This is a genomic window from Methylobacterium sp. Leaf93 (genome assembly GCF_001422345.1).
In the GTDB taxonomy this organism is placed as follows: Bacteria; Pseudomonadota; Alphaproteobacteria; order Rhizobiales; family Beijerinckiaceae; genus Methylobacterium; species Methylobacterium bullatum.
In genome coordinates this window covers 260,089-285,703 of sequence record NZ_LMMS01000001.1, presented here as the reverse complement: position 1 = coordinate 285,703, position 25,615 = coordinate 260,089, and the positions used below count along the sequence as shown (strand labels likewise).

Annotated in this window: 22 protein-coding genes and 1 pseudogene; 14 read left to right on the top strand and 9 right to left on the bottom strand. The window is 68.3% G+C overall.

The features are described 5' to 3' along the window. Window positions 1-58 precede the first annotated feature (58 nt). Together ASF26_RS01290 and ASF26_RS01285 are read left to right on the top strand one after the other, a co-directional pair. On the top strand, window positions 59-1,282 hold the full coding sequence (locus ASF26_RS01290; protein ID WP_056248409.1) for a DUF1972 domain-containing protein: 1,224 nt from the start codon (window positions 59-61) through the stop codon (window positions 1,280-1,282). Further along, window positions 1,279-2,532, top strand: a complete 1,254-nt coding sequence (locus ASF26_RS01285; protein WP_056248406.1) for a cellulase family glycosylhydrolase — start codon at window positions 1,279-1,281, stop codon at window positions 2,530-2,532. The genes ASF26_RS01290 and ASF26_RS01285 overlap by 4 nt, the downstream gene beginning before the upstream one ends. Here the strand turns inward: ASF26_RS01285 and ASF26_RS01280 are convergent. Both ASF26_RS01280 and ASF26_RS01275 read right to left on the bottom strand, forming a co-directional pair. Further along, window positions 2,492-3,727, bottom strand: a complete 1,236-nt coding sequence (locus ASF26_RS01280) for a VpsF family polysaccharide biosynthesis protein (RefSeq protein WP_056248402.1) — start codon at window positions 3,725-3,727, stop codon at window positions 2,492-2,494. The genes ASF26_RS01285 and ASF26_RS01280 overlap by 41 nt on opposite strands. A gap of 76 nt (window positions 3,728-3,803) precedes the next feature. After that, window positions 3,804-5,927: an exopolysaccharide transport family protein gene (locus ASF26_RS01275; RefSeq protein WP_056248400.1), complete on the bottom strand. Its 2,124-nt coding sequence runs from the start codon at window positions 5,925-5,927 to the stop codon at window positions 3,804-3,806. A gap of 294 nt (window positions 5,928-6,221) precedes the next feature. Here ASF26_RS01275 and ASF26_RS01270 point away from each other — a divergent pair, with 294 nt between their 5' ends. Beyond that, on the top strand, window positions 6,222-7,733 hold the full coding sequence (locus tag ASF26_RS01270) for a hypothetical protein (protein ID WP_056248396.1): 1,512 nt from the start codon (window positions 6,222-6,224) through the stop codon (window positions 7,731-7,733). Window positions 7,734-7,739: 6 nt separating this feature from the next. Here ASF26_RS01270 and ASF26_RS01265 read toward each other — a convergent pair whose 3' ends face one another. The 3 genes from ASF26_RS01265 to ASF26_RS01255 form a co-directional block, all read right to left on the bottom strand. Continuing rightward, window positions 7,740-8,927, bottom strand: a complete 1,188-nt coding sequence (locus ASF26_RS01265; protein ID WP_056249708.1) for an NAD(P)/FAD-dependent oxidoreductase — start codon at window positions 8,925-8,927, stop codon at window positions 7,740-7,742. A 222-nt stretch (window positions 8,928-9,149) separates the two neighbouring features. Next, window positions 9,150-10,550: an ATP-binding protein gene (locus ASF26_RS01260; RefSeq protein ID WP_056248393.1), complete on the bottom strand. Its 1,401-nt coding sequence runs from the start codon at window positions 10,548-10,550 to the stop codon at window positions 9,150-9,152. After that, window positions 10,547-11,215, bottom strand: a complete 669-nt coding sequence (locus ASF26_RS01255; RefSeq protein ID WP_056248389.1) for a response regulator transcription factor — start codon at window positions 11,213-11,215, stop codon at window positions 10,547-10,549. Before ASF26_RS01255 ends, ASF26_RS01260 begins: the two co-directional genes overlap by 4 nt. Before the next feature lie 155 nt (window positions 11,216-11,370). Between ASF26_RS01255 and ASF26_RS01250 the strand changes: the two genes are divergently transcribed. From ASF26_RS01250 to ASF26_RS01210, 8 genes and pseudogenes are all read left to right on the top strand, one after another. After that, window positions 11,371-12,027: a hypothetical protein gene (locus ASF26_RS01250; protein ID WP_056248384.1), complete on the top strand. Its 657-nt coding sequence runs from the start codon at window positions 11,371-11,373 to the stop codon at window positions 12,025-12,027. Between the two features lie 71 nt (window positions 12,028-12,098). After that, window positions 12,099-12,521, top strand: coding sequence for a hypothetical protein (locus ASF26_RS01245; RefSeq protein ID WP_056248382.1), 423 nt, complete (start codon window positions 12,099-12,101; stop codon window positions 12,519-12,521). 205 nt (window positions 12,522-12,726) lie between these two features. Then, window positions 12,727-14,025, top strand: a complete 1,299-nt coding sequence (locus ASF26_RS01240) for an MFS transporter (RefSeq protein WP_056249705.1) — start codon at window positions 12,727-12,729, stop codon at window positions 14,023-14,025. A 106-nt stretch (window positions 14,026-14,131) separates the two neighbouring features. Then, window positions 14,132-15,274 carry a metallophosphoesterase gene (locus tag ASF26_RS01235; RefSeq protein ID WP_056248377.1) on the top strand — a complete coding sequence of 381 codons (1,143 nt, stop codon included), beginning with the start codon at window positions 14,132-14,134 and terminating at the stop codon, window positions 15,272-15,274. 43 nt (window positions 15,275-15,317) lie between these two features. Continuing rightward, window positions 15,318-16,586, top strand: a complete 1,269-nt coding sequence (locus ASF26_RS01230) for an arsenic transporter (protein WP_056248374.1) — start codon at window positions 15,318-15,320, stop codon at window positions 16,584-16,586. A 24-nt stretch (window positions 16,587-16,610) separates the two neighbouring features. Beyond that, window positions 16,611-17,531: pseudogene (locus ASF26_RS23725) on the top strand (DMT family transporter). 307 nt (window positions 17,532-17,838) lie between these two features. Beyond that, on the top strand, window positions 17,839-18,069 hold the full coding sequence (locus ASF26_RS01215; protein ID WP_056248366.1) for a hypothetical protein: 231 nt from the start codon (window positions 17,839-17,841) through the stop codon (window positions 18,067-18,069). 29 nt (window positions 18,070-18,098) lie between these two features. Beyond that, entirely contained in the window at window positions 18,099-18,353 is a 255-nt protein-coding gene (locus ASF26_RS01210) for a BrnA antitoxin family protein (RefSeq protein ID WP_056147723.1), read from the top strand. A 57-nt stretch (window positions 18,354-18,410) separates the two neighbouring features. On the opposite strand, the gene ASF26_RS01205 is transcribed toward ASF26_RS01210, so the two are convergent. Beyond that, the gene (locus ASF26_RS01205; RefSeq protein ID WP_056248363.1) at window positions 18,411-20,603 is read right to left on the bottom strand and encodes a PBP1A family penicillin-binding protein; all 2,193 of its coding nucleotides are present in this window, start codon (window positions 20,601-20,603) and stop codon (window positions 18,411-18,413) included. 387 nt (window positions 20,604-20,990) lie between these two features. Here ASF26_RS01205 and ASF26_RS21740 point away from each other — a divergent pair, with 387 nt between their 5' ends. Beyond that, window positions 20,991-21,404: a TonB family protein gene (locus tag ASF26_RS21740; protein WP_082477460.1), complete on the top strand. Its 414-nt coding sequence runs from the start codon at window positions 20,991-20,993 to the stop codon at window positions 21,402-21,404. Between the two features lie 121 nt (window positions 21,405-21,525). Here ASF26_RS21740 and ASF26_RS22390 read toward each other — a convergent pair whose 3' ends face one another. Beyond that, window positions 21,526-21,663 (bottom strand): hypothetical protein, encoded by a 138-nt coding sequence (locus ASF26_RS22390; protein ID WP_156462815.1) that lies wholly within the window; start codon window positions 21,661-21,663, stop codon window positions 21,526-21,528. Window positions 21,664-22,201: 538 nt separating this feature from the next. Here ASF26_RS22390 and ASF26_RS01200 point away from each other — a divergent pair. Together ASF26_RS01200 and ASF26_RS01195 are read left to right on the top strand one after the other, a co-directional pair. Continuing rightward, on the top strand, window positions 22,202-23,140 hold the full coding sequence (locus ASF26_RS01200) for a pirin family protein (RefSeq protein WP_056248360.1): 939 nt from the start codon (window positions 22,202-22,204) through the stop codon (window positions 23,138-23,140). Between the two features lie 72 nt (window positions 23,141-23,212). Next, window positions 23,213-24,964: a monovalent cation:proton antiporter-2 (CPA2) family protein gene (locus ASF26_RS01195; protein ID WP_056248358.1), complete on the top strand. Its 1,752-nt coding sequence runs from the start codon at window positions 23,213-23,215 to the stop codon at window positions 24,962-24,964. A gap of 11 nt (window positions 24,965-24,975) precedes the next feature. Here ASF26_RS01195 and mnhG read toward each other — a convergent pair whose 3' ends face one another. Both mnhG and ASF26_RS01185 read right to left on the bottom strand, forming a co-directional pair. Next, window positions 24,976-25,317 (bottom strand): monovalent cation/H(+) antiporter subunit G, encoded by a 342-nt coding sequence (mnhG, locus tag ASF26_RS01190; RefSeq protein WP_056248355.1) that lies wholly within the window; start codon window positions 25,315-25,317, stop codon window positions 24,976-24,978. Further along, window positions 25,314-25,598, bottom strand: a complete 285-nt coding sequence (locus ASF26_RS01185; protein WP_018041825.1) for a K+/H+ antiporter subunit F — start codon at window positions 25,596-25,598, stop codon at window positions 25,314-25,316. The genes mnhG and ASF26_RS01185 overlap by 4 nt, the downstream gene beginning before the upstream one ends. Between the last annotated feature and the right edge of the window lie 17 nt (window positions 25,599-25,615).

The following is a 25,615-nucleotide window of genomic DNA, read 5'->3' as shown; positions in this document are numbered from 1 at the left end:
GCCTGGAGATGTTTCTCGTGTCCCGTTGCGGGACGCTTAGGGGCTAAAGGAGACTCGGATGCCGTCGCACAAGCCCTCTCTGCTGATCCTGGGGACGCGTGGCATTCCCGCATCCCATGGCGGCTTTGAAACCTTCGCCGAGAAGCTCGCGCTCTTTCTCGTGAAGCGCGGCTGGCATGTGGCGGTCTATTGCCAGGACGAGGTCGAGGCGGTGAGCGAGCGTTTCCGCACGTCCACCTGGCAAGGCGTCGAGCTCATCCATGTGGCCGTCTCCACCAGCGGCCCGCGGGCGACCCTGGATTTCGACTGGCATTGCGTGCGCGATGCCGCCAGGCGGGGCGGCGTCAGCCTCGTCCTCGGCTATAACGGGGCGGTCTTCCTGCCGTATTTGCGCCTCTCCGGCGCGAAGATCATCACCAATATGGACGGCATCGAGTGGAAGCGGCCGAAATGGTCCATGGCGGTGCGCGCCTGGTTCTGGACCAATGAATGGATCGCCGCCTGGGCTTCGCACCGCCTCGTGGCGGACCACCCCGCCATCGCCGACCATGTGGCCACGCGCCGTCCGCGATCCGCCATCGCCACCATCCCGTATGGCGGCGATCCGATCTCGGCGGCGCCGACCGCGCCCATCGAGGCCATGGGCCTGAAGCCGGGGCGGTACATGACCTCGATTGCCCGGATCGAGCCCGACAACAACATCCTCACCATGGTCGATGCCTTCTCGCGCAAGGTGCGGGGCATGCGGCTCGTGGTCCTCGGTACGCTCTCCGACAGCAATGCCTATCATCGCGCGGTGAGGGAGGCGGCCAGCGACGAGGTCCTCTTTCCCGGCGCCATCTACGAATCCGAGACGATCAGATCCCTGCGCTTCCATGCGCGGGCCTATCTGCACGGGCATACGGTGGGCGGCACCAACCCGTCCCTGGTGGAGGCTTTGTGGGCCGGCAACGCGGTGATCGCCCACGACAATCCGTTCAACCGGGGGACGGCGGGCGAGGAGCAGTTCTACTTCGCCGATGCGGATGCCTGCGAGCGGCACATCGAAACACTGATCGCGGACGATGGCGCGGCAAGGAGGGCGGGTGTCGCCTCGCTGGCCCGTGCCGCCGACCGCTTCGAATGGTCGGAGATCCTGAAGCAGTACGAGGCCGAGGCGATGGCGCTCGGGGGCTTCGCCGCGCCGGCGGGCCAGGAGTCGAAGCACTCCGGCACCTCGTCCGCCCATCTCCCCCCGGCCCCGATGGCGATGGGAGGCCAGAGCCGAGATCGCGCTTCGTGAGGCCAGCGCCCACGCGCAGGGCGGTCCTCGCGGCCGCGGCATGGGCGGCGGCACGGGTTCCGGCCGCCGCCGCCCCGGCGCCGCTCCGCCTGAGGCGCGGCGTCAACACCTGGCCCTGGTTCTCCCTGACGCGGGAATTTCCGGCCCCCCGCACGGATTATGGGACGCCGCCGTTCCAGGAGGGCCGGCCCGTCCCGACCGGCCGCGACCTCGCCCGTCTGCGCGCCGCCGGGTTCGATTTCCTGCGCCTGCCCGTCGATCCCGGCCCCTTCGCCGCCGCCGCGCCGGAGGAGCACGAGCGCCTCATGCGCGACCTCAAGGCCGCGGTGGAGGCGGCGCTGCGCGCGGACCTCGCGGTCCTGGTCAACGTGCAGGCCAATGGCGCGACCCATCACTGGAACCCGCAGAATTTCTACGGCGATCCCGGTGCGCCGCTGTTTCCCGCCTATCGCCGCTTCGTCTCCGACCTCGCCCGCATGCTGGAGGGGATTACCCCGGACCGGCTGGCACTGGAGCCCGTCAACGAACCGCCTCAGGGATGCGGCGCGGCATCGTGGCTGACGATTCAGGACGACCTCCTCGGCGAGGCCCGCCGGGTCGCGCCACGCCTGACCCTGGTGGCCTGCGGCGCTTGCGGCAGCATGATCACCGGGCTCACCGCCCTCGACCCCAGGCCGCTGGCCCGTTTCGCGCCGCTGCTGTTCACCTTCCACTATTACGAGCCCTACCTGTTCAGCCATCAGGGGGCGCCCTGGATGCGGGAACCGGTCTACCGCGCGCTCAACTCGGTGCCGTGGCCGGCCTCCGCCGGTCGCCTCGAGTCGACGCTGGCCGCCGTGAAGGCCAGGATGGCGGGTGATGCCGGCCTGTCGGCTGAGGCGAAGCATGACGCCTACACCCTGACCGAGGCCAAGCTCGGCGAGTATTTCGCCGCCCAGCCCGATAAGGGCTACCTCGCCCGCCACCTCGCCATGGTGGGCGAATGGGGCCGCGGCCACGGCATCGCGCCGGCGAATATCGTGCTCGGGGAGTTCGGGGCCCTGCGCAGCGATGCGCGCTACGTCGCCTCCCATGCGGAGGACCGGGCGCGCTACGTTCGCGACGTGCGGGAGGCGGCCGAGGCCGAGGGCTTCCCCTGGGCGTTCTGGAACCTGTTCGACGGGATGGGCCTGATGGACGATGCAACCAAGCGGTTCGATCCGGCCATCGTCACCGCCCTCGGTCTGCGCGTCCCGGCGGACGATCGCTGACCGCGTGGAACAGGCCGAGAAGCAGGATGGCGAACTTGGCGAGCAGCGTGGTCTTGGCGCCGATCCCCTCGAAGGTGTTCACCAGGATGACGAAGGCGATCACGGGCAGGAACGTGCCGGGGCGGCAATGGCGGACCAGCTCGATCATGTAGAGCGTCACCGCGACGGTGAGCAGCACCGTCATGAAGATGCCTTGGTAGACGAGGGTCCGGACGATAGGATTCTCGATGCCCCATTCGAGCCCGCTCACGCGCCGTAGCGAATCCACGAGGCTCATATCCGGCCCGACGAGCAATTCGCGGAAGGGGATGCTGGCGACGAGGTCGAGCATTTCAACGCGGGCATTGGCGCTGCCGCCATCCGCCATGAACCGGCTGAGCAGCGCGTCGAAGAACCCGCCGGCCGCGAGGCCGCCGATGCCGAGGGGCACGAGGGTGAACAGGAAGATTCCCGCCGCCGCGGCCAGGAGTGGGATCCGGCCCGCGCTCAGCACCTTGTGCAGGGCGAAAAGGCCGTAGCCGCCGCCGAAGATCAGCGTCACCACCATGGCCGAGCGCCCGCCGAAGGCGACGAGAGCGGCGAGCTGCAGCCCGATCATCGCGAGCCGTTGCGGAACCGTCATGCGTCCGCCTCCCCCGATGAGGGCGAGGACGTAGCAGGCCGTGAGGGTGGCGTTGCCGAGGGGGTGTCCCTGAAGTGCGGCCGAGCGCGTATCGGTTGCGAAGACCTGCCCGTCGAGCCGGTATGGGAAGAACAGGGTCTTCGTCGCGAATTCCGTGAGGCCGAGCAGGGCGTTGACCAGCAGCACCGCATGCACCGTCAGTTCGAGGCGCCTCCAGGTGAGCGCGTCGCGGTCGGCCAGCAGGACCACGAAGAGGCCCGGCAGCAGGAACGTGTCCAGCGCCCCCGCCATGCCGGGGCCGCTGCGCAGGACGATGTGCAGGAACAGCCCGATGCTGCACGCGGCCAGCAGCATTCCTGCCGGCCGCACCTGCACGGCATAAACGAGATACCCCGCCGGGTTGCCGGACCTGAGGGCGGCCCAGCCGAACAGGACGATGACCAGATAGGTCGAGGGATGGATCTTCTGCGGCGCCGCGCCGGTGAGCCCGTCGTAATTGATGCCGACATTCCACAGCATGCCGCCCGACACGCCGAGGATCAGCACGGTGAGGGCGATCAGGCCGAACGGCATCGGACTGCGCGACGCCGCTCCGGCTTCCTTCCGTCGTTGGGCCGGGGAGTGGACCGCGCTCCTCATGGCCCGCCCGTCATGCCGCCGCCGCGTAGCGATCGACGAAGAGGCTGCCTGAGACCGGCCGGCCGAGCACTTCCGAGATGTCGAGGATATCGAGGAGGTCGCGTTGGCGCGTGGCGCCGTTCTTCGCCACGATCAGGAGCCGGTCGCTTGCCGAGGCCAGGGGGCCGATCCGCAGGTTGCCGGTGAGCACGCCGCCATCGATGAGGATGAGGTCGAAGCTCGATTTGGCGGCTGCGAGGAACTGCTCGATATTGGCCCGGCTCAGGGCCTCGCGCGAGGCCTTGGCGAGATCGCCGATGCCGATCCGCGCCGCACCGCTCTCCGCATCCGCCTTGGCCGCCGCCGCCATCCCGACCTCGCCGCGCAGGACCTCGATGAGGCCGGGGCCGGAGGCGCTCTGCTCGGGCGTCGCTTCGAGGTCCGCCTCGACCACGAGCACGCGCTCGCCGCGCGCCGTCGCCACCGCCGCCAGGAGATGGATCGTCGAGCGCCGGTCCGTCGTATCCGAGGCCGCCGAGGTGACGAGCACGCTCAACGCCTGGCCCGGCGGGTGGATCTGGCCGCGCACGCTGGCCAGCCGGTCGAGGGTCAGGCTCGCGGCGACACTGGCCGGACGCTCGCTTCCCGCCTTGAACTCCGGATAGGTGGCGACCACGGACGTGTGCGAGAGCCGCTCCATCTGGCGCCGGGACAGGACGGTGGGATCGAGATATTCGCGCACGAAGGCGAGGCCGGCCCCGAGGCCGAGGCCGCTGACGAGGCCGCCGACGAACAGGAGGAGGCGCAGGGGCCAGCTCCGCTCGGCGGGCGGACGGGCCCAGCTGATGACGCGGGCATTGGTGGTGTCGATGCCGGTCTGTTCCTGAATCTCACGCGAGCGATTGAGGAAGTTGCTGTAGACGGCCCGGCTGGTATCCACCTCACGTTCGAGCTCACGCAGGCGCACGGAGGCTTCGCCGGTGACGATGGAGCCCCGCTTCAGCTCGTCGAGATTCGCGGTCAGCGCTTTCTCGTTGGCGACGGCGCGCTGGTAATCCGTCTCGGCCGAGCGGGCGATGCGGGTCAGCTCCGTCTCGGTCAGGCGCTTGACGTCCTGCATCTGTGTCCGCACCGCCTCGATAAAGGGGTGGCGGTTGCCGAGCTGAGTGCGCAAATCCGCCTCCTTGCTCGCGAGTTCCGCATATTGGCTGCGCAAGCGCTCGATCACCGCGGACTGGATCGCCTCCGGGGCCGTGTCCGGTCCGAACGCAGTACTTCCGCGTGCGTCCTTGATCTGCTGCAGCCGGGTGCGCGCCTCCGCCGTGCGGGCGCGGGCGGCCACGATGCGGTTGTTGCTCTCGGCCAGTTGCTGCTCGCTGATGAGCTGGCCGCTCGCCGTGATCAACCCGTTCTCGGCCTTGAACTTCTCGACCTTGTTCTCGGCAACGTTGACGCGCTTGCGCAGGTCGTCGAGGCGCGACGCCATCTCGGACGAGGCCCGCGAGGCCGCGTCGGCGCGGGCGGAAGTCTGGTCCTTGAGGTAGGCGGCGGCGATGGCGTTGACGATCCTGGCCGCCTTGTCCGGGTTGCCCGCGGTGACCACGACATCCACCACGAAGACCTTGTCGGCGCGCTTTACCGCGAGCCTGCGCCGCAGGGCGCGGACGGCTCGGGCCTCGGCGGCGGCATCGGTGGCGGGGGCGGCGCCTTCGCCCTGGAAGGTGCGCAGGGTCCAGCTGAGGAAGCCGGTGCCCACGCCGCCGAAATCCGGGTCGTCGAGCAAACCGGCATCGCGGGCCGCACGGGTCAGGACCGAATCCGATTCGATCACTCGCGCCTGGCTCTCCACCTGCATCACGCCGCCATCCGGCGCCATGGCGACGGGATTGACGTCGTTGGTGACGATCTGCTTGTCACGCGGGTCGATGAGGATCTGGGCGGTGGCCGCGTAGAGCGGCGGCGCGAGGAAGCCGTAGGCCACCGCGATGAAAGTGAGCAGCGCGGCGGTTCCGAGCACCCAGGCCCGGCGCACGGTGAGGATGCGCCAGAGATCGCCGATCTCGGCGCTCTTGTCGGGCTCGGAGGAGGGCGGCCGGTCGATGCTGGATCGACCGATCCAATCCGCCGCCGCGATATGTCTGTCGATCTGTGCCATCGGATGCTCGGGCCGTGGCCGGGATACAGCCCGTCCTTCGGATACAGGCATGATCCGACTTTACTGACGATTCACCAACACCCGGAGATTTTCCCGATCTCGGCCCCCTTCGTGCGGGGCATGGTTAGCGAGTCATTAAAGTAATTCCGCCGCCGGTGCTTATGCCCAGGGCAGTGAAGGGTTTCTCAATCGTGATGGTGTAGCGGGAAGACATGGAGGGCGTCCTGCGTCGGACCGATCCCGCCATCCGGTGGCTTGCGGCCTCGGCTTTCGACTGTCCGGGGACCGACGACGATGCGCCTGCGACTGAGGCTGGATGGACGTGCTCCCCGCCGCTGGCATCTCCGCCTTCTGGAACGGCTCGCAGCACTTCCCGGGCTGGACGTTGAGGTCGACCGCTCGCCGGGGCCGGGGGGGCTGCCGGACAATGCCGCGCTGCTGTTCCGCCTGGAAGCTCTGCTGAACCGGCTGTCCCTCGGCGGTCTGTCCGCCCCCGTCCCGAGGAGCGCATTCGCTGCTTATCCCGAACCCACGGCGGGGGCGTCCTGCATCCTCGATCTCTGCGGCGATGCGAAGGGTGGCCCGGACCTTCCGGTCTGGCGCCTGGGCTTCGACGGGGTGGCGGGCGAGGGCGCGCTTCTCGCCGCGCTTCTCGCCGGCCGCTCTCCCGTGGCGGCCCTTTCCACGGATGGCAGGATCATCGCCTCCGGGCGCTTCGGCGCCGAGGATCGCGGCACCATGCTCACCGCGTTCGAGGATGGGCTGATCCGCAGCATCACGCTCATCGTCGGCGCGCTGTCGGGCGCCCGGCCGCTTCTCTGGGACGGCGTCCCGGTGTCGCCCGGGGCGCCCGCCCTGACCGTGAAGACGATCGGCACCCGCGCCGCGAAGATGGCGGCGCGGCTCGTCATCCGCCGCCTCTATTATCTTTGCTACCGCGCCCCGCACTGGCGCGTCGGCTGGCGCCGGCTGGCCGGCCCCGATCTCGTGGATCTGCGTGCGCATCCCTCGTCCGGCTGGCGTGACCTGGCGGATGACGGCCTGCGCTTCTACGCCGATCCGTTCGGGATCGAGCACGAGGGCCGTACCATCCTCTTCGTCGAGGACTTCCCGCACGCGACGGGCAAGGCGCTGATCTCGGCTGTGGCCTTCGATGGGAATGGCCCGGTCGGAACGCCGGTCCCGGTGCTGGAGGAGCCGTATCACCTATCCTACCCGTTCGTGTTCGAGCGCGACGGGTCGTTCTGGATGATCCCGGAGAGCTGCGCCAACGGCACGGTCGATCTCTACCGGGCCTCGGCCTTTCCAGGCGGCTGGGTCAAGGAAGCGACGCTGCTCAGCGGCATCACCGCCAGCGATCCGACCCTGCTGGAGCGAGACGGCCGCTGGTGGATGTTCGCGACGGTGCGCGATCAGGCCGCCGATGTCGGCGGAGGGACGGGGCTCGGCTCCTACCACGACAGCCTGCATCTCTGGTCGGCGCCGGATTTTCGTGGCCCCTGGACGCCGCACGCCCGCAATCCGGTCCTCATCGACATCGCCTCCGCGCGGCCGGCGGGACGCATCGTCGAGCGGGATGGGGTCTTGATCCGCCCGGTCCAGGATTGCCGTCTGGGTTATGGCGAGGCCCTGGCGCTGGCGCGGATCGACCGCCTCGACGACGAGGGTTACGCGCAGACCGTGGAGACGATCCTGCGCTCGGGCCCGCTCTTTCCGGGCACCCGTCTCCACACACTCAACCGCACCTCGGCCTTCGAGTTCATCGACGGCTCGGCCCGCTCCCCCCGCTGGCGCAGGGGACGATAGCCCGGCTCAGACGGTCTTGGTGCGCCCGATCGTCGGTCCGCGCGGCTTTGCGAAGGCCGTGCGCAGCAGGTGGAGGGCGTGCAGGCCGTAGCGGCCGACGCGGTTGCGCAGGCGCCGCAGGGTCCATACCGCACCGCTGCCGACCGTGATCTGGCGGGCATAGAGGCTCGCCTGAAGGCATTGCCGGTCGGAGGTCTGCTTGATCGGGTCGGCGTAGAATTCGGCGATCTTGTCCTTGCTCATTCCCGGGGTGGCGAACCAGCGCGGGAGGTGCTCGGAACAGAGCCGGTCGACATCGGTGAGCACCTTTCCGATCCCGGTCCCGGGGATCGGGCAGGGGGTCAGGAAGGCGTCTCCCAGGAGCACGACCCCGTCGCGTTCCGCATCGGCCGCCTGGACGACGTCGATGGGGCGCATCTCCACGGGGCCCGTGACGGTGAGGTCCGGGCAAATGCGGGCGAGGCCGGGCATAGCCTGCCTCATCAACGCCTCGGGCGATTTGCGGAACTCCTTCACCCATGGATCGGAGAGCGCGCGGTAGACGAAGAGATTGGCCCGCATCGTCGCGCCGATGGGAAAGAGCGTGACATAGGCCACCGACGTGTCCGCGCTCTCGCCGTAATAGGTGAGGGATTCAAAGCCGAAGGACGAGGGCGGGGCCGCCATGTCGAAGCCGAAGCACAGGGAATGCTTCTCGCTGATCATGGTCCTGCCGATGCCGACCTTGCGCCGGAGCACGTCGCCAAGGCCGGTGGCCAGAAGAACCAGCCGCGCGGTGCGCACGCTGCCATCGGCAAGGGTGACCGTCTGCCGTTCCGGGCCGGTCTCGATCTCCGCCACGCGCCCGATCACCAGGGGCGAGGAGGCGGGCAGGGCGCCGCGCAGGTCGTTGATGAGGGGCGTGTAATGGACGCCGTATTCGCGCACGGCATGGCGCGAGACCAGATGGCCGAAGCGCGTGACGCAGACCTCGTCCACCGGCGTCGTCACGGCCCGCGCCAGTTCGCCGAAGCCGAGCTTCTCGAACAGGTCCATCTGCGGCACGCCGAGCTTCTCCGCCCGGAAATCGGGGGGATAGACCGCGTGAGTGTCGATGATCGCCGCGTCGTAACCGGCCCTGGTGAGCGCAATGGTCGCGGTAGTCCCAGCGAGGCCTGCTCCGATGACGATGACGTCGTGGTGGATCTCAGACATCCAGAACCTCCCGCCCGAGCCCGAATGGGCCACCTGTCCTCCGCCCTGTGTCCCCATCGTGCCATCCCGAGACGAAGGCGAGGCGCATGCGGAGCGGGACAACCCTTCACAGCAGGGGATATGCCGCCCGCTCCGTCCCGATCAAGGTGCGCCAGCGGTTTAAAGAATCCGTGCGGTTAACGCTGCCGTTTCGAGTCGGGCCGGCAAGTTCACGTCGGCAAATTACGTTGGCAAATCGAGCCGCGCGCGAAGACCATGGAAGCTTCCGCGGTCGAGACGAAGCGTGCCGCCATAGAGTTCGGCCAGTTCCGTGGTGATCGACAGGCCGAACCCGTGGCCGGGCACGGTCTCGTCCAGGCGTTTGCCGCGCCCGAGAACCCCGGCGGCCGCGTCCGCGTCGAGGCCCGGCCCGTCATCCTCGACCGTGACGGTGACGCCCCGTTCGTTGAGCGCGGCAGCGATCCGAACCCGCGCCCGGCACCAGCGGCAGGCATTGTCGATGAGGTTGCCGAGCATCTCGTCGACGTCCTGGCCGTCGCAGGCCACCGCGATGCCGCCCGCCACCTCTACGGTGAAGGCGATGCCCTTCTCCGCGTAGAGTCGCGCGAAGGTGGAGCGGAGATCGGCCACGGGCACCTCCAACGCCGTCCTCTCCCGGGTGGCCCCGCCCAGGGCCGCCGTGCGGGCGCGGCGCAGATGATGGCGGATCTGCCCATCCATGCCCGAGACCAGGGTTGTCAGCCGGCCGCCGGGGTCGCGCTCCCCATCCCGAAGCGCCATGGTCAGGGTCGCGAGCGGCGTCTTCAATCCGTGGGCGAGGTTGGCCACATGGGTGCGCGCCCGTTCGAGATTCGCCGCGTTTTCGCCCAGCAGCGCGTTCACCTCGCGGACCAGGGGGCGGATCTCCGCCGGCTGCGTCTCCGGCACCTGTGCGCGCTTGCCGGCGCGCACCTCGGCGAGGTCCCGGCGCAGGCGTTCCAGCGGTCGGAGCCCCAGGCGCACCTGCACCACGAGGCCGGCGAGGAGGCAGAGGCCGAGCACGGCGAGGATCAGCGCCAGGGTGAGGCTCGCCTCGCGGACGGGGCCGCGCAGGGCCGCCATGGGCGCGGCAGCGGCAATCGTCGCCGGGCCGATCCCCGCCGCATCCGGCAGGGCGAGGATGCGCAGGATCACGGGGTTGCCCCAGGGATCGACAGCGTCGGCCGGGCGTGGGCGGTCGCGGTAGCGGCCCCCGCCATCCGGGCGGTCATCTTCGGGGACGGTGAGGTCGCGGCCTTCCAGGGAGGCGGAGCGCAGGACCGAGTCGCCCTGCCGGACCTGCCAGGACCAGCCCGCTCGGTCGCGGTCGAAGGGCGGCCCGTCGAGGTTGCGCCCGAGGGCGAGGCGGCCGTCGCGGTCCCGTTCCAGGCTGGAGGCGATGGCGACGATCTGGCTGTCGAGGCGGCTGTCGAGCTGGCCGCGCACGAAGCGGTGCAGGATGAAGCCGATGGCGATTCCCGCCACAACGAGGGCGACGGTGACGAGGACGAGGGCGGCGAGGATCAGGCGCCGCTGCAGGGAGCCGCGATGCGCATGGGGCGGCCCGTGGGGCGTCGGTCCGTGGGGAGGTCGCGGCGGGGTCATGGCGCCTCCCCCGGCAGGAGCTGGTAGCCGTGGCCGCGCACGCCCTCGATCCGGGCCGGCGCGATCTTGCGGCGCAGGCGCGTGATGATGACCTCCACCGAGTTCGAATCGACCTCCGCGTCGCCGTCATAGACCCGCTCGATCAGCTGGCCACGGGGCACCACCCCGTCCTTGCGCAGGATCAGGCAGGAGAGCACCCGCCATTCGAGCCCGGTCAGTTTCAGGGGCAGGCCATCCCGCTCGAACGTGCCGAGGCCGGCATCGTAGGTGAGAGGCCCGCAGACGATCCGGTTGGCCCCGTGCGCCGAGGCGCGGCGCACCAGGGCACGCAGGCGGATGACGAGCTCCTCCACCCGGAACGGCTTGACGAGGTAATCGTCCGCCCCCGCCTTGAAGCCCGCGACCTTGTCGCTCCAGCCATCCCGCGCCGTGAGGATCAGCACCGGCACGGTCCGCCCGGCGGCCCGCCAGGCTTGGAGCACCGAGACGCCGTCGCGCTTGGGCAGGCCGAGATCGAGCACCACGGCGTCGTAGGTCTCCGTTTCGCCGAGATGCTGGCCGTCCTCGCCGTTGACCGCGTGGTCGAGGGCGAAGTTCTCGGCGCGCAAGGCCTTGGCGATCTCGGCGGCGAGCACCGCATCGTCCTCCACCAGAAGGAGCTTCATCAGAATCCGTATCCTTGGGGATGCAGGGGCAGCCCCGGCGCCTACGCGCCGCGCTTTAACCGGGGCTGAACCGCGCGGTTCAGATCGGGTTGGAGGGGCGAGCCTAGAACGGCGTCAACCCGAGAGGGGATCCGCTTTTCCAGGACATCGACACCATGACGACCGAGACAACCATCGACGGAACCGCCACCGAGCTGCCGAGCCCCGCCGCCCCGCGCCGCTCGCGCCGCGGCTGGATCGTCGGCGCCATCGCCGCCCCCCTCGCTTTCGGAGCCGTCGGCCTTTCCCTGGCGCAGAATTCCGGCGTGACCCTCACCCCCGTCGCGCCGGTCACCATCGCGCAACTCACGCCCTCCGGAGCCATCGCCGCCAAGGGCGACGTCGCGGAAATCTTCGGCAACAAGTTCATCCTGCAGGACGGCTCCGGCCGCGCCCTGGTCGAGACCGGCAAGCAGGGCGAGGGCGGCACGCTCGTCACCAAGGGTGAGGCAGTCACCGTGCAGGGCCGCTTCGAGAACGGCTTCCTCCACGCCACCCTCCTCACCCGGGCCGATGGCAAGACGGTGGTGCTCGGTCCGGCGCGCGGCCCGAAGCCCGGTGGCCTCGACTGGGCGAAGGACAAGGTCGGCCTCGGCCCCGAAATCGATGCACCCGCGCTCACCGCGAAGGTCGAGGCGGCCGGCTATTCCGACATCCGCGTCACCGGGCGCGGTCCGCGCCATCTCGACATGGCGGCCAAGGGCCAGGACGGGCGCGAGCGCCTGCTCCATGTCGGGTTCGACGGCGACATCCGCGAGAAGCGCAGCTTCTGACGATGACATTCCCCTCCCTCGGACCTCCGGGGGAGGGCTTCCGGCCTGCTCCATCATCAGGATCGACCAAAATGCCAAAGACCGCGACCACTACTGGAATCGTCTGGGCCGTCTTCGGCCATCGCCTCGCGCTGGAGGGGAACGGCACGAGGAGTCTCGCCGATCTCGGTCCCAAAGCGGTGTCGGAAGGGATGCCGAGGGTCGGAGACGCCGTCACCGTCGAGGGCGAGGTCACGCCCTGCGAGATCAAGGTGTCCCGCCTCGTCCTCGCCGACGGTACGGTCCATATCATCGCGCGGCCGGAGAAGGGGCACGGCAAGGGCGATCCGGATGCGGCGGTGCGCCTCGTCCGGGATGCCGGCTACCGCGTCGAAGGACCGCCGCTCCGCAAGCTCAGGCATTTCGAGATTCGCGGCATCCGGGACGGGGAGACCTTCGACGTCCATGTCCACGACGACGTTGGAATCCGGAAAGAAAAGCGGATCGCGGTCTAGAGGCCGAGTATTCCACATGCGGAATACACTGCTGATCTTGTCTGCCGTGCCGAGACTTTGGCGCTCACGCAGAATTTAATCCCCGCTGAGGAACCTTCATTTCGGGCCGGGGTTTGCCGCTCCGATCGACCCGAGGCCTTGGCTCCCGAGCCAGTGACACGCGCCGATCGGTCCCCTTGATGACATGCTTCGAAAGATCGATCGGATGACGAGCGTGCCCGCCGCCGACCAGGATCGGAGTCGCGCCCCGTCGCAGCGGACGCTGCGCGGGCTCGACGCCCTCAACTTCTTCCTCGCCGACGTCCGTGACGGGCTCGGCCCCTACCTCGCCATCTACCTCATCGCCGTGCGCGGTCCCGACCAGGGCTGGAACGAGGCGACGACCGGCATGATCATGACGATCGCCGGTATTGCCGGACTGATCGCGCAGACGCCGGCCGGGGCCTTGATCGACCGGACCAACCATAAGCGCGCCATCGTCATCGCCGGGGCGCTGGCGGTCACGGCGAGCTGCCTGCTCCTTCCCTTCGTGACGAATTTCTATTTGGTGGCCGCGACCCAGTCCGTCGCCGGCATCGCTGGTGCAGTCTTTCCGCCGGCGCTCGCCGCGATCACCCTCGGCGTGGTGGGGCCGAAGATGTTTTCCAAGCGCATCGGCCGCAACGAGGGCTTCAACCATGCGGGCAACGCGGTCTCGGCGGCCATCGCCGGCTCGACGGCTTATTTCTTCGGACCCATCGTGGTGTTCTGGCTCATGGCCGTGCTCGCGGTGCTGAGCGTCGGGGCCATGCTGATGGTGCCGGCCAAGGACATCGACGACGACCTCGCCCGCGGCCTCGACGAGACGGCGGGCGAGGGCGGCGAACAGGCCTCCGGGATCAAGGCCCTGCTGCAGAACCGCACCCTGATGCTGTTCGCCCTGCTGGCCGCGATCTTCCACCTTTCCAATGCGGCGATGCTCACATCGGTGGGCCAGTTACTGACCAAGCTGTCCGGCAAGGAGAGCGCGACCTCGCTCATTTCGGTCTGCATCGTGGCCGCGCAGTTCGTCATGGTGCCGGTGGCGGTCTTTGTCGGCGCCAAGGCCGATGCGATCGGGCGCAAGCCGATCTTCCTCGTGGCCTTTGGCGTGCTCGCCATCCGGGGCGTGCTCTACACCTTCTCGGACAACCCCTTCTACCTCGTTGCCGTGCAACTCCTCGACGGGATCGGAGCCGGCATCTACGGCGCGCTCTTCCCCATCGTCGTCGCCGACCTGACCCGGGGCACCGGCCGGTTCAACGTCTCGCAGGGGGCGGTCGCGACGACGCAGGGGCTCGGCGCGTCGTTCTCGGCGACCCTGGCCGGTCTCATCATCGTGTCGGCGGGCTATTCGACGGCGTTCCTGGTCCTGGCCGGCATCGCGGCGGCGGGGTTCGTCCTCTACCTCGTGGCCATGCCGGAGACCTACGGGTTCGAGCCGCCGAAAACGGCCTCGAAGCCGATGGCCACCGCCATCGCCTGACAAAGCCGGCGGTCAAGCACCGTACCCTCCGTTCAGGCCCCCGAGACAAATCCGGTTCCGTCCGACGCCCCGCCGGGACCAGGCGGGGCGGCACTGGAGACATGCCATGACACAGCCCACTGTGACACAGCCCGCGAGCGGACGGGACGACATCCTCGCCTTCGCCCATATCGGCGACCTGCACCTCACCGAGGAGCATCTCCAGAACGCCCGCGATTTCCTCGCCATCGTCGCGCAACTCAACGCGGTCGAGGGGCTCGATTTCGCGTACCTGCCCGGCGACAACGCCGAGAACGGCCTGCCCGAGCAATATGCCCTCGTCCGCCAGGGCCTGGCCGGCCTTTCGCTTCCCGTCCATGTCGTCACGGGAGACCACGACATGGAGAGCGGCAGCCTCGACGCCTTCCATGCCGGCCTCGGCGCACGGCCACTTCCCTACGCCACCGACATCTCCGGCATTCGCTGCCTCTTCCTCGACATGTGCGGGCCGGGAACCGGCGGTCCGGATTTCTGCCTGGGCGACGCACAGCTCGCCTGGCTCGAAGGCGAGATCCAGCTGGCCGAGCGCGACGGTCTCGACTGCGCCCTGTTCATGCACAGCTACCCCGCAGACCTGAAAGGCGAGGGCGAGGCCGCCCGCGTCGGCAATCTCGTCTCGCGGTCGCGCGTGCGCCTCGTCGAAATGGGCCACACCCATTACAACGAGCTCGCCAATGACGGCCGCACCATCTTCGCGGCCACGCGCTCCACCGGGCAGGTCGAGGAAGGGCCGGTCGGCTATGCCATCGCCGCGATCGATGGCGGCGTCGTCAGCTGGCGCTTCAAGGAGCTGGTCGAACCCTGGCCCTTCGTCCTCGTCACCGCCCCCGCTGACCGGCGCCTCGCCCATGACGACTGGCACCGGGTGCGCGACACGGTGGAGGTGCGCGCGCTCGTCCTCGGCGCCTCCGCCGTCACCGCTTGCGAGGTCAGCGTCGATGGCGGGCCGTGGCAGGCGATGACCCGCGCCGACGGCGACCGGCGTTACTGTGCGTCGATCCCCTGGGACGCGGCGGCGCGCCGCCTCACCGTGCGGGCCTCGGACGCGGCCGGGGGCACGGGACAGGACGTCGTGGAGCCCGCCACCGACCGGTCCCGCTTGCCGGTCTCAAAGGGGATCGGCAGCGACGCGGATTCCATCGGCGCCTGGCCCGAGAAGGGCCTCCTCGGTACCCAGCTTGGACCCAATCGGAACGGCCGGCACTGGTAGTCGTCACGCCGCTCCCTCGACCCTGACAGGATTTCGCCCGCCCATGTTCGCACTCCCCGTGACGCCGCATCTGGCGACCTGGATCATCGCCGGACTGGCGACAATCGGGGTCATCACCCGGCCCTTCGCCTGGCCGGAGGCGGTCTGGGCCGTGCTCGGAGCCGGGGCGCTGCTGGTGCTGGGCCTGATCTCGCCGGAAGCGGCCTGGGACGGCGTGCGCAAGGGGACGGATGTCTACCTGTTCCTCGTCGGCATGATGCTGCTGGCCGAGATCGCCAGGAAGGAGGGCCTGTTCGATTGGCTCGCCGGCATCGCCGTGCGACAGGCCAGGGGGTCGGCGACGCGCCTGTTCCTGCTGGTCTACCTCGTCGGCACCGTGGTCACGGTGTTCCTCTCCAACGATGCCTGCGCCGTCGTGCTGACCCCGGCGGTCTATGCCGCAGCCAAGGCGGCGGAGGCCGAGCCGCTGCCCTACCTCTTCATCTGCGCCTTCATCGCCAACGCGGCGAGCTTCGTACTGCCGATCTCGAACCCGGCCAATCTCGTCGTCTACGCCGCGCACATGCCGCCGCTGACCGAATGGCTCGCGCGCTTCGCGCTGCCTTCGGTCCTGGCCATCCTCGCCACCTACATCGTCCTGCGCCTGACCCAGAACTCCGTGCTCCGGCGGCAATTGCTCGCAAAGGACGTCGAGGCGACGCCGCTCTCGGGCACGGGCAAGGTCGCCGGCCTCGGCATCGTCGCCACCGCCGGGGCTCTCATCGCCGCCTCGGCCTACGATCTCGAACTCGGCCTGCCGACCTTCGTCGCCGGCCTCGCCACCACGCTCCTCGTCCTTGCGATCAAGCGGGGCGGAGCGGTGGAGGTCGTCAAGGACGTGTCCTGGGGCGTGCTGCCCCTGGTGGCCGGACTGTTCGTGCTGGTGGAGGCCCTGGAGAAGACCGGTGTCCTGACCCTGCTCGCCGATCACCTCAAGCGGGCGGCGCAAGCCTCGCCCGATGCCGCGGCCTGGGGCGGCGGAACCCTGATGGCGGTGCTCTCCAACCTCGTCAACAACCTGCCGGCCGGCCTGATCGCGGGGGCGGCCGTCCAGCAGGCCGACGTCTCCGAGAAGGTCGCCGGGGCGATCCTCATCGGCATCGATCTCGGTCCCAACCTGTCGGTGACTGGATCGCTCGCCACCATCCTGTGGCTCACCGCCATCCGCCGCGAAGGGGAGGATGTCGGCTTCTGGCGCTTCCTCAAGCTCGGCCTGCTGGTGATGCCTCCGGCCCTGATCCTGGCCCTAGCCGGCCTGCTCCTCCTGCCCTGATCCCCATTCCGAGGACGATCCGACATGAACGCGGCCCTGCTCTATCCCTTCATCCTTGTCGCCGGCGCGCTTCAGGCGGCGGGCAATTCCATGAACGCGCGCCTGCGTGTGGCCCTGGTCAATCCGTGGCTGGCGGCCTCCGTCTCGTTCTCGCTCATCGTCTTCGTCTTCGTCACGCTGTTCGTGGTGATGCCGACGCCGTTGCCCAGCCTGGAACAGCTCGGCGGCATGCCGTGGTGGGCACCGTTGGGCGGGCTCGCCGGAGCGGTGGCGGTGTTCGGCGGCCTCGCCTTCGTCGACAAGGTCGGGGCCGGGCCGTTCAACGGGCTGCTCATCACCGCCAACATCCTGACCTCCCTGGCCATCGATCATTTCGGCTGGCTCGGGATGCAGGCGAGCCCGCAGGGGCTGCTGCACCTCCTCGGCGGCGGCCTGATGGTGGCCGGCATCGTCTTGATCGCCCGGTTCTGAGGTCGGACCTATGGAGATCCCACGCTCATGACCGGCCCCCTGTTCTATCCCTTCATCCTCGTCGCCGGCGCCCTTCAGGCCATCGGCGTCACCATGAACGCGGCGCTTCGCGGCGCGCTCGTCAATCCCTGGCTCGCGGCGGCGGTCTCGTTCCTGCCCATCGTCTTCGTCTTCGTCGCGATGCTGGCGATCCGTCCGGTCCCGCTCCCGACCCGCGACGATCTCGCGGGAATGCCGTGGTGGGCGCCTCTCGGCGGCATTGCCGGGGCGGTGGCGGTGTTCGGCGGGCTGCTCTTCGTCGACAAGGTGGGGGCCGGCGCCTTCAACGGGCTGCTCATCACCGCCAATCTGCTGACGTCGCTGGCCATCGACCATTTCGGCTGGCTCGGGATGCCGAAGCACCGCGCCGGCAAGGCACGGATCGCGGGCGCCGCGTTGATGGTGGCCGGAATCGTCCTCATCGCGGCGTTTTGACGGGGACATCCACCGGGATTTACCTGCGCGACCCCCGCGAGTCCTTGCCAGGGTTCGCTTTTTGGTGCCCGGACGTGCTATGTCCCGGCGATCCCGCCTGAAGCCGGTCCCGTGCGAAGGGTGTGTGGATCACCCTTCCTCGCTGCCGATCGCGGAATTTCACGTCCGCCGGCACTCGTCTCAATCGTCGACATGATGCGCCGCGAGAGCGGGCACGAGCGGTTCATCCGCCGCTGCCGCCCCCGCCCCGGCGAATGATGCGGTCGATGCGCGGGCGGCGGGGCGAGGGGAGCCAGGAAGGACGACGATGAGCGACGAAACCGACGCCAGGACCCGGTCCGAAGAGCGTGCCGAGCGCGCCGAGCGGATGGCCAAGGAAGGCGCCCAGGCGATGGCGGAGCATCTGCAATCGGTGAAAGCCATCGACGAGCGCACCGTGAAGCTGCGCGCCCTGCGCCTCGCCAAGGAAGCCGCCGAGGCCGAGGCGAAGGCCGCAGCACCTGCGCCGGCCCCCAAGCGCAAGCGCTCCGCGAGTTGAGCCGACACGCCCTACCAGGAAACCGACCCATGGCATTCGATCGGACCCGTCGCGCCAGCGACCCCCGCCAGGCGGCGGAAGCCGCCTTCAAGGCCGCCACCACCAAGGCGCCCGACACTCCCAAACCCGTCGAGCGTGCCCCCGCCGCGCCGCTCAGCCCGCCTGGTGCCCGCGAGATGGTGTCCCTACGCCTCGACCGCGCCGTGCTGGAGCATTTCCAGAAGGACGGTCCCGGCTGGCAGGACCGGATCAACGCCGCGCTGAAGGGCATCGCCGGTTTGTAGAGCCCTGCCGAACTCAGACGGTCCAGCCCGCCTTCGGCAGGCGCGTCTCTTCCGCGCCTATTCCCCCACGCCGAACAGCTTTTCCAGGAAATTCCGGTCGTCCTGGCTCGGCCCGCGGGCGCGCTGGTTGGCGGCGACGCGGGGCGGCGGGGCGGCGGATTGCGGCTCTCCGAGGAGGGCGCCGATGAGGCCTCCCGGTGCGGTGCCGGTGGTGGCGGGAACCTCCGCCGGTGCGCGGTTGCGCCAATGGTTGGCGCCCGGCAGCATCGTCGGCGTCTGGCCCTTGAGGGCCACGGTCATGTAGGTCTTCCAGATCTCGCCGGGGAGGTTGCCGCCGGAGACCTTCTTGGTGGATTCCCCGTCGTCGTTGCCGAGCCAGACGCCGGTGACGAGGGTCGACGAGTAGCCGATGAACCAGGCATCGCGGAAATCCTGGCTGGTGCCGGTCTTGCCGGCGAGGTCCCAGCCCGGAACCTCGGCCTTCTTCGCGGTGCCCGAGACGAAGGTCTCGTGCATCATCGCGTTCATCATCGAGACGGTCTCGGCATTCATCACCCGGCCCAGATTGGTGTCCTTGCGCTGGTAGAGCGCCTTGCCGGTCGTGCTCTTCACGTTGGCGATGACGTAGGGGTTCACGCCCGTGCCGCCATTGGCGAAGGCGGCGTAGGCGCCCACCATTTCCAGCGGGGTCACTTCCGAGGTGCCGAGCGCCAGTGAGCCGTTGGCCTGAAGCGGCGAGGAGATGCCCAGGCGCTGGGCCGCCTGCACCACCGCCTTCGGGCCGACTTCCTGGCCGAGGCGCACGGCCACGGTGTTGAGCGACAGCGCCAGCGCCTCGCGCAAGGGAACCGGCCCGCGATAGTCGCGCGAATAGTTCTCCGGGTTCCAGCCCTTGATACTGATCGGCGCGTCGTCACGCACGGTGTCCGGGGTCAGGCCGCGCTCTACGGCGGCGAGGTAGACGAAGGGCTTGAACGAGGAGCCCGGTTGGCGCTTGGCGGTGGTGGCCCGGTTGAACTGGCTCTGGGAATAATCGCGCCCGCCGATGAGCGCCCGGATCGCGCCGTCCGGCCTCATCGAGACCACGGCCCCCTGGGCGACGTTGTAGCGCGAGCCCTTCTGGTTCAGCTCGTCCACCAGTGCCTTCTCGGCCGCGCCCTGAAGGCGGGTGTCGACGGTGGTGGTGACGACGATGTCGGTGTCGAACTTCGGCAGGAAGTCGTCGAGGACGTCCATGACGAGATCGGCCACGTAATTGGCCGAGCCGCCGCCACGGCTGCTCGCCGGCCGCGCCGGGGTCGCCAGCGCCAGCTTCACCTCGGCGGGCTTGGCGAAGCCGAGCTCCTCCATGGCCGCCAGAACCTGGGCCGCCCGCGCCTGGGCGGCGGGCAGGTTGCGGTTGGGGGCGAGACGCGAGGGCGCCTGGACGAGGCCGCCGAGCATGGCGGCTTCCGCCAGCGTCACCGCCTTGGCGGGCTTGCCGAAGTAACGCTGGGCAGCGGCCTCGATGCCATAGGCGCCGGCGCCGAAATAGACCCGGTTCAGGTAGAGTTCGAGGATCTCGTCCTTGGTGTAGCGATGCTCCAGCCACAGGGCGAGAATCGCCTCCTGGATCTTTCGCGAGGCCGAGCGTTCCGGCGTCAGAAACAGGTTCTTGGCGAGCTGCTGCGTCAGGGTCGATCCGCCCTGCGAGACGCCGCGGCGGGTGACGTTCTGGGCCACGGCGCGGGCGATGCCCACCGGGTCGACGCCGAAGTGGCTGTAGAAGCGCCGGTCCTCGATCGCCACGAAGGCGCGCGGCAGATAGGGCGGCAACTCGCCGATGCTCACCACCCGTCCGCCGGTCTCGCCGCGATTGGCGAGCAGCGAGCCGTCGCTGGCCAGGATGGCGATGTTGGGCGGACGCTTCGGAACGGCGAGCTGGTCGATCGGCGGCAATTGCGAGGCGTGGTAGGCCACCAGCCCTGCGATGGCGATGATCCCCCACAGGCCGAGTACGAGGGTGCCATAGAAGAGACCGCCCAGGAACGAGCGCCGGCGCGGCTTGCGGGCCGGTGCCTTGGCCCGCGCCGAGGGGCGCCGGGGGGCTTCGCCCTGGCCGTTGCTGCTCGTCGCGCGTATGCCCACACCACCTCCGGCGCGATCGTCGCCGCTGAGCCGCAGGTTGAGGTCGCCGCGCCCACCGATGCGCCCTTCCGGCACGTCGAAGTTCGGTTCCTCCCGCCCGCGTCCCTTGCGTCCGTTCGCCATGCGTTTCGTCTGAACCTGTGAGCATCCCGTGATCCGAGAGGCTCAGGTACCGCATGGTAAATACGGCGGGTTTAAGGGTTCCTAACCCGGATCGTTTTCGGATTTTGGAGTCGTAGGGAAATGTTAATGCGTTCCTCTGGCGGTCCAGCCCGTTAAAACTGCCGCGGTGCGCGTGCGCAGGCACGCGTGTGCGAAGCGACGGTGGGCCTCCAGGCTTTCCCGGTCGTAAGCTTCGTCGACGCAACTGCTTTTCGTATGGCCTGCGTCTCGGCGAGCTTTTTTTGTCTCCGGCGTTTCTCGTCGAGTACGGAAGCCGTCAGCACGCGAAGTGACTTCCGATTCTGGGCTTGCACAGATCAAGCACATAAATCAGTTTAATCGTGATCGATGGTGGAGGATGCCTTGTTTCACGGACGCACACTTATTGCAGCTGCAATTTCTTGCGCAATTATAGGCTCTTTCGCCGGAAAATCCCAAGCCGAAGATAATGAGTTCGGACCGACCATTCAACAAAAATATCTCGGAACATTAACGAGATTTGTCTATATGAGGCATCAATCTTCAAGAAGGATGTATAAATCCGATTCGGATGTTGTTGTGATCGTAAAATTTCTTGTTGGAAGGGATGGGCGGGTCATAGAATCGGATGTGGTCAAATCGTCCGGGTCTCCCGATTTCGATAGATTGGCCCTATTCACCGTAAAAACTGGATCAAGTTTTCCTCCATTCCCAAAGGAGGTCAAGGCGAATTCGTTAAATGTAACGGTGCCGCTGAAATACGCGCGCAATGTATTTGATTGATATAAATCGGAAAGCCTACGCGCTATTTGTGATGACCTGCCGTTTGCTGCGCGCGCAAGCTGAATCCCGACGGTATGGGCGATTGGTCCGCAACAAACCGGGACGGCGAGACCGGGCCAGCTCACTGTGAGGGGCCAAAACCGATGCCCGTTTTCGGTTCGATCACCGGCAAATGAATCGCCATTGCCGGAGCGGTCAGGAAGCAATTTTGCTGTGCTTCTACTGAATCGGACATAACGAACATCACTTGATCCATCATGGCGAAGTCTGCCAGCCACCGTCGAGCCGGTTCAGGGCTTCTCCCCAAACCCCACCGTCTCAGCACTCGTGGCGTGTTTGGGCCTTGCCGCCGGATCGGCTTCTCCTCGAAATAGGCGTGGCTGAGCTCGCTTTGACGCTAAGCTCGATTGGAACGGAGTCGAATAGTTTGAGTGGCTTAAGTTCGACAGGTTCCTGACCCAGGTCATTCTACGGGTTCGACGAGGCAATGGAATTTTAGACTGCTTTGCGGGTGACCGGCCGTGCGATTTTCAAAAGACCTCCGCCACGTAGGGGTTGGTAGGCAAGGCGGCATATTCAGAAACGATCGGTTTCCATTGTTTCTATTTCATCGCATTCAGCGATGTCCGATACCGCCCTCGAGGCGGACATGCCGGGTTTCTTCAAGACCCGGCGCCGGGCACAAGCGTATGTCCCCACCCGATCACGTGGGTCGCGGGAACGATTCCATGGATCGGAATGCCTGCCTCGCAAACCACAAGAGACGTCAATCGGACCGAGCAGAAGGGAAACGGGCGATGAGCTGGCACAGTGCGGACGACCCGGTTCCGGGCGATCATTTCTCCTGCGACGCGATCAAGACCCTGATCGTTCCCCGCTCGCGGGATCTCGGCTCCTTCTCCGTCCGGCGGGCTCTGCCATCGACTCAGTGCCGGATGGTCGGCCCGTTCATCTTCTTCGACCAGATGGGGCCGTCCGAGTTCCTGCTCGGCCAGGGCATGGACGTGCGGCCCCATCCGCATATCGGCCTCTCCACCGTCACCTACCTGTTCGACGGCGAGATCATGCACCGGGACAGCCTGGGCACCGAACTGCCGATCCGTCCGGGCGAGCTCAATTGGATGACGGCCGGTCGCGGTATCACCCATTCGGAGCGGACCGGCGCCGGGCTGCGCCGAACCGGCTCGAAGCTGTTCGGCATTCAGGCCTGGGTCGCGCTCAGCGGCAAGGACGAGGAGACCGCCCCCGCCTTCGAACATTACGATGCGGATGCGCTGCCGGTCCTTTCCGGCGAGGGCAAGACCGTCCGTCTGATCGCCGGCGAGGCCTTCGGCGCCAGATCGCCGGTGCGGACGTCGAGCCCGATGGTCTATGCCGACGTGATGCTCGAGGCCGGCGCCGTGCTGCCCCTCGACCCGACCTATGACGAGCGCGCGATCTACACCGTCTCCGGCGCCATCGACATTGCGGGCGACGGGTTCGGCCCCGGACAGCTCCTCGTGTTAAATCCCGGCGACCGCATCAGCGTGAGGGCGATCGAGGCCGCGCGTTTCATGGTGCTCGGCGGCGAGCCCATGGACGGGCCACGCCATCTCTGGTGGAACTTCGTCTCCTCGCGCCCCGAGCGGATCGAGCAGGCCAAGGAGGACTGGCGCCAGGCCCGTTTCGACACCGTGCCCGGCGAGTCCGAGTTCATCCCCTTGCCGGAATCACCCCCGCCCGTGCGCTATCCGTAGAGATGCGCGAGATCGGGGCGGGGCCGATGGGGCGTCGCCCGCGAATCCCTTCCGAGAGGACATATCGACATCATGGCCGTTGAAGCATCCGGTGCCGCGAGCGAACTCGTACAGGTCGTGGCGCTGCTCGCCGCCGGCGTCGTCGCGGTGCCTGTGTTCAAGCGGATCGGCCTCGGCTCGGTCCTCGGCTACCTCGTGGCGGGGCTCGCCATCGGCCCGTTCGGCCTTGGCCTGTTCTCGGATGCCCACGCCATCCTGCATGTGGCGGAACTCGGCGTGGTGATGTTCCTGTTCATCATCGGGCTGGAGATGGAGCCGTCCCGGCTCTGGGGCATGCGGCGCGAGATTTTCGGGCTCGGCCTCGCCCAGGTCGGCGCCTGCATCGCCGCGCTCATGCTCGTCGGCATCGCCATGGGGTTCTCGCCTGCCATCGCGTTCGTGGCCGGCACCGGCTTCGTCCTCACCTCCACCGCCATCGTCATGCAGCTTCTCGAAGAGCGCGGGTCGCTCTCGACGCCGAAGGGCCAGCGCATCGTGGCAATCCTCCTGCTGGAGGACCTCGCCATCGTGCCGCTCCTCGCCATCGTCGCGCTGCTGGCCCCCGGCGGGCAGGCGACCGGCACGATGGACCGCGTCTATGGCATCGGCGTCGCCCTCGGGTCCGTGGCTGCCCTGGTGGCGGCGGGGCGCTGGCTGCTCAACCCGCTGTTCCGCCTGCTGGCCGCGGCCAAGGCCCGCGAGGTGATGACGGCGGCGGCCCTCCTCGTCGTGCTCGGCTCGGCCCTGGCCATGCAGCTCGGCGGATTATCCATGGCCATGGGCGCGTTCCTGGCGGGCGTCCTCCTCTCGGAATCGAGCTTCCGGCACCAGCTGGAGGCCGATATCGAGCCGTTCCGGGGCATCCTGCTCGGCCTGTTCTTCCTCGGCGTGGGCATGTCCCTCGACCTCACGGTCATCGCCGCGAACTGGGCGCTCATCCTCACGAGCGTCGCCGCCTACATGGTGGTGAAGAGCGTCGTCATCTACGCCGTCGCCCGCCTCCTGCGCGCTTCGCATCCCGAGGCGATGGAGCGTGCGGCCCTGATGGCGCAGGGCGGCGAGTTCGCCTTCGTGCTCTATGCCGCCGCCGCGAGCGCCGGCATCATCGACGGCACCACCAACGCCGTCCTGACGGCGACGATCATCCTCTCCATGGCCCTCACGCCGCTGATGGTGATCGCCTTCGACCGCTTCGGCCCCAAGGCCTCGGTCTCCACGGAGGGTGTCGAGGTGCCGGAGAACCTCGTGGGCAGCGCCCTCATCATCGGCTTCGGCCGTTTCGGGCAGGTGGTGAGCCAGCCGCTGATCTCGCGCGGCTGCTCGGTCTCGATCATCGACACCAACCCCGCCTATATCCGTGTCGCCGAACAATTCGGCTTCAAGGTCTATTACGGCGATGGCACGCGCCTCGACATCCTGCACGCGGCCGGGGCCGCCACGGCACGGGCGATCCTGATCTGCATCGACGACCGCGAGGCCGCTCGGCGCATCGCCGAACTGGCGAAGGCCGAGTTCCCCCTCGTGCCCGTCCTCGCCCGCGCCCGCGACCGCGAGCACGCGATCGAGCTCATCCATGCCGGCGTCGCCTACCAGCTTCGCGAGACGCTGGAATCCGCCCTGGCCTTCGGCGAGCAGGCGCTCCTGGCCATCGGTGACGAGCCGGATTCCGCCAGCGCAGTCATGGCCGAAGTCCGCCGCCGCGACGCCGAGCGTCTCGAGATGGAGACCGTGGGCGGGATCTATGCCGGGCGCGACCTGATCCGGGGGAATGCGGTGGAGGCCTGAGGCGTGGGGTCTCACACCTCCGGCGGAGCGTCGGGATTGCGCTCTTGGCGGTCGCGCTGCGCCGCCGCGCGGGCGAGGAGCAGCAACGTCACCGGGGTCGTCACGGTGAGGAACACGCCAATTAGCGCGTCGCGCAGGACGAGGCGGCCCTCGATCAGGGACAGGAGCAGCATCGAGCTCATGAGGATCAGCGCCATGCCCAGGGTCGCTCCCAGGGTGGGGGCATGGACGCGCTCGTAGAACGTCCGGAGGCGGATGAGGCCGAAGGCGCCGGTGAGCGAGAACCCCGCGCCGACGATGGCCAGCGCCACCACCAGCCACGCGGCCCAGACGGGCAGTTCGGTGCCGTTCACTGGATCACCTCGCCCTGCATCAGGAACTTCGCCAGCGCCACGGTGGCGGTGAAGCCGATCATGCCGAGGATCAGGGCCGCCTCGAAATAGAGGCCGCTGCCGGTGCGCATGCCGTGGACCACCACCGCCAGCATGCCGTTGAGGTAGAGGGTGTCGAGACCGAGGATGCGATCCTGCGCGCGGGGGCCGCGCAGCATCCGCCATGCGGCGAGCGCCATGGCGAGAACCAGCATCCCCTGGGCGAAGCCGAGCCCCCAGTCGAGAACGGTGTTGGCGCTCATGGGAGGAACCTCATGGG

Excerpts from the sequence above, each read along its gene's own strand:
- ASF26_RS22390 (WP_156462815.1), bottom strand. The coding sequence starts at position 21,663 with ATGATGGATCAAGTGATGTTCGTTATGTCCGATTCAGTAGAAGCACAG.
- ASF26_RS01200 (WP_056248360.1), top strand. The coding sequence starts at position 22,202 with ATGAGCTGGCACAGTGCGGACGACCCGGTTCCGGGCGATCATTTCTCC.
- ASF26_RS01265 (WP_056249708.1), bottom strand. The coding sequence starts at position 8,927 with ATGTCTGAGATCCACCACGACGTCATCGTCATCGGAGCAGGCCTCGCT.
- ASF26_RS01235 (WP_056248377.1), top strand. The coding sequence starts at position 14,132 with ATGACACAGCCCACTGTGACACAGCCCGCGAGCGGACGGGACGACATC.
- ASF26_RS01275 (WP_056248400.1), bottom strand. The coding sequence starts at position 5,927 with ATGGCACAGATCGACAGACATATCGCGGCGGCGGATTGGATCGGTCGA.
- ASF26_RS01260 (WP_056248393.1), bottom strand. The coding sequence starts at position 10,550 with ATGACCCCGCCGCGACCTCCCCACGGACCGACGCCCCACGGGCCGCCC.
- ASF26_RS01230 (WP_056248374.1), top strand. The coding sequence starts at position 15,318 with ATGTTCGCACTCCCCGTGACGCCGCATCTGGCGACCTGGATCATCGCC.
- ASF26_RS01290 (WP_056248409.1), top strand. The coding sequence starts at position 59 with ATGCCGTCGCACAAGCCCTCTCTGCTGATCCTGGGGACGCGTGGCATT.
- ASF26_RS01280 (WP_056248402.1), bottom strand. The coding sequence starts at position 3,727 with ATGCCGTTCGGCCTGATCGCCCTCACCGTGCTGATCCTCGGCGTGTCG.
- ASF26_RS01205 (WP_056248363.1), bottom strand. The coding sequence starts at position 20,603 with ATGGCGAACGGACGCAAGGGACGCGGGCGGGAGGAACCGAACTTCGAC.
- ASF26_RS01250 (WP_056248384.1), top strand. The coding sequence starts at position 11,371 with ATGACGACCGAGACAACCATCGACGGAACCGCCACCGAGCTGCCGAGC.
- ASF26_RS01255 (WP_056248389.1), bottom strand. The coding sequence starts at position 11,215 with ATGAAGCTCCTTCTGGTGGAGGACGATGCGGTGCTCGCCGCCGAGATC.
- ASF26_RS21740 (WP_082477460.1), top strand. The coding sequence starts at position 20,991 with ATGGTGGAGGATGCCTTGTTTCACGGACGCACACTTATTGCAGCTGCA.
- ASF26_RS01210 (WP_056147723.1), top strand. The coding sequence starts at position 18,099 with ATGGCATTCGATCGGACCCGTCGCGCCAGCGACCCCCGCCAGGCGGCG.
- ASF26_RS01240 (WP_056249705.1), top strand. The coding sequence starts at position 12,727 with ATGACGAGCGTGCCCGCCGCCGACCAGGATCGGAGTCGCGCCCCGTCG.
- ASF26_RS01195 (WP_056248358.1), top strand. The coding sequence starts at position 23,213 with ATGGCCGTTGAAGCATCCGGTGCCGCGAGCGAACTCGTACAGGTCGTG.
- ASF26_RS01270 (WP_056248396.1), top strand. The coding sequence starts at position 6,222 with ATGCGCCTGCGACTGAGGCTGGATGGACGTGCTCCCCGCCGCTGGCAT.
- ASF26_RS01185 (WP_018041825.1), bottom strand. The coding sequence starts at position 25,598 with ATGAGCGCCAACACCGTTCTCGACTGGGGGCTCGGCTTCGCCCAGGGG.
- ASF26_RS01215 (WP_056248366.1), top strand. The coding sequence starts at position 17,839 with ATGAGCGACGAAACCGACGCCAGGACCCGGTCCGAAGAGCGTGCCGAG.
- ASF26_RS01245 (WP_056248382.1), top strand. The coding sequence starts at position 12,099 with ATGCCAAAGACCGCGACCACTACTGGAATCGTCTGGGCCGTCTTCGGC.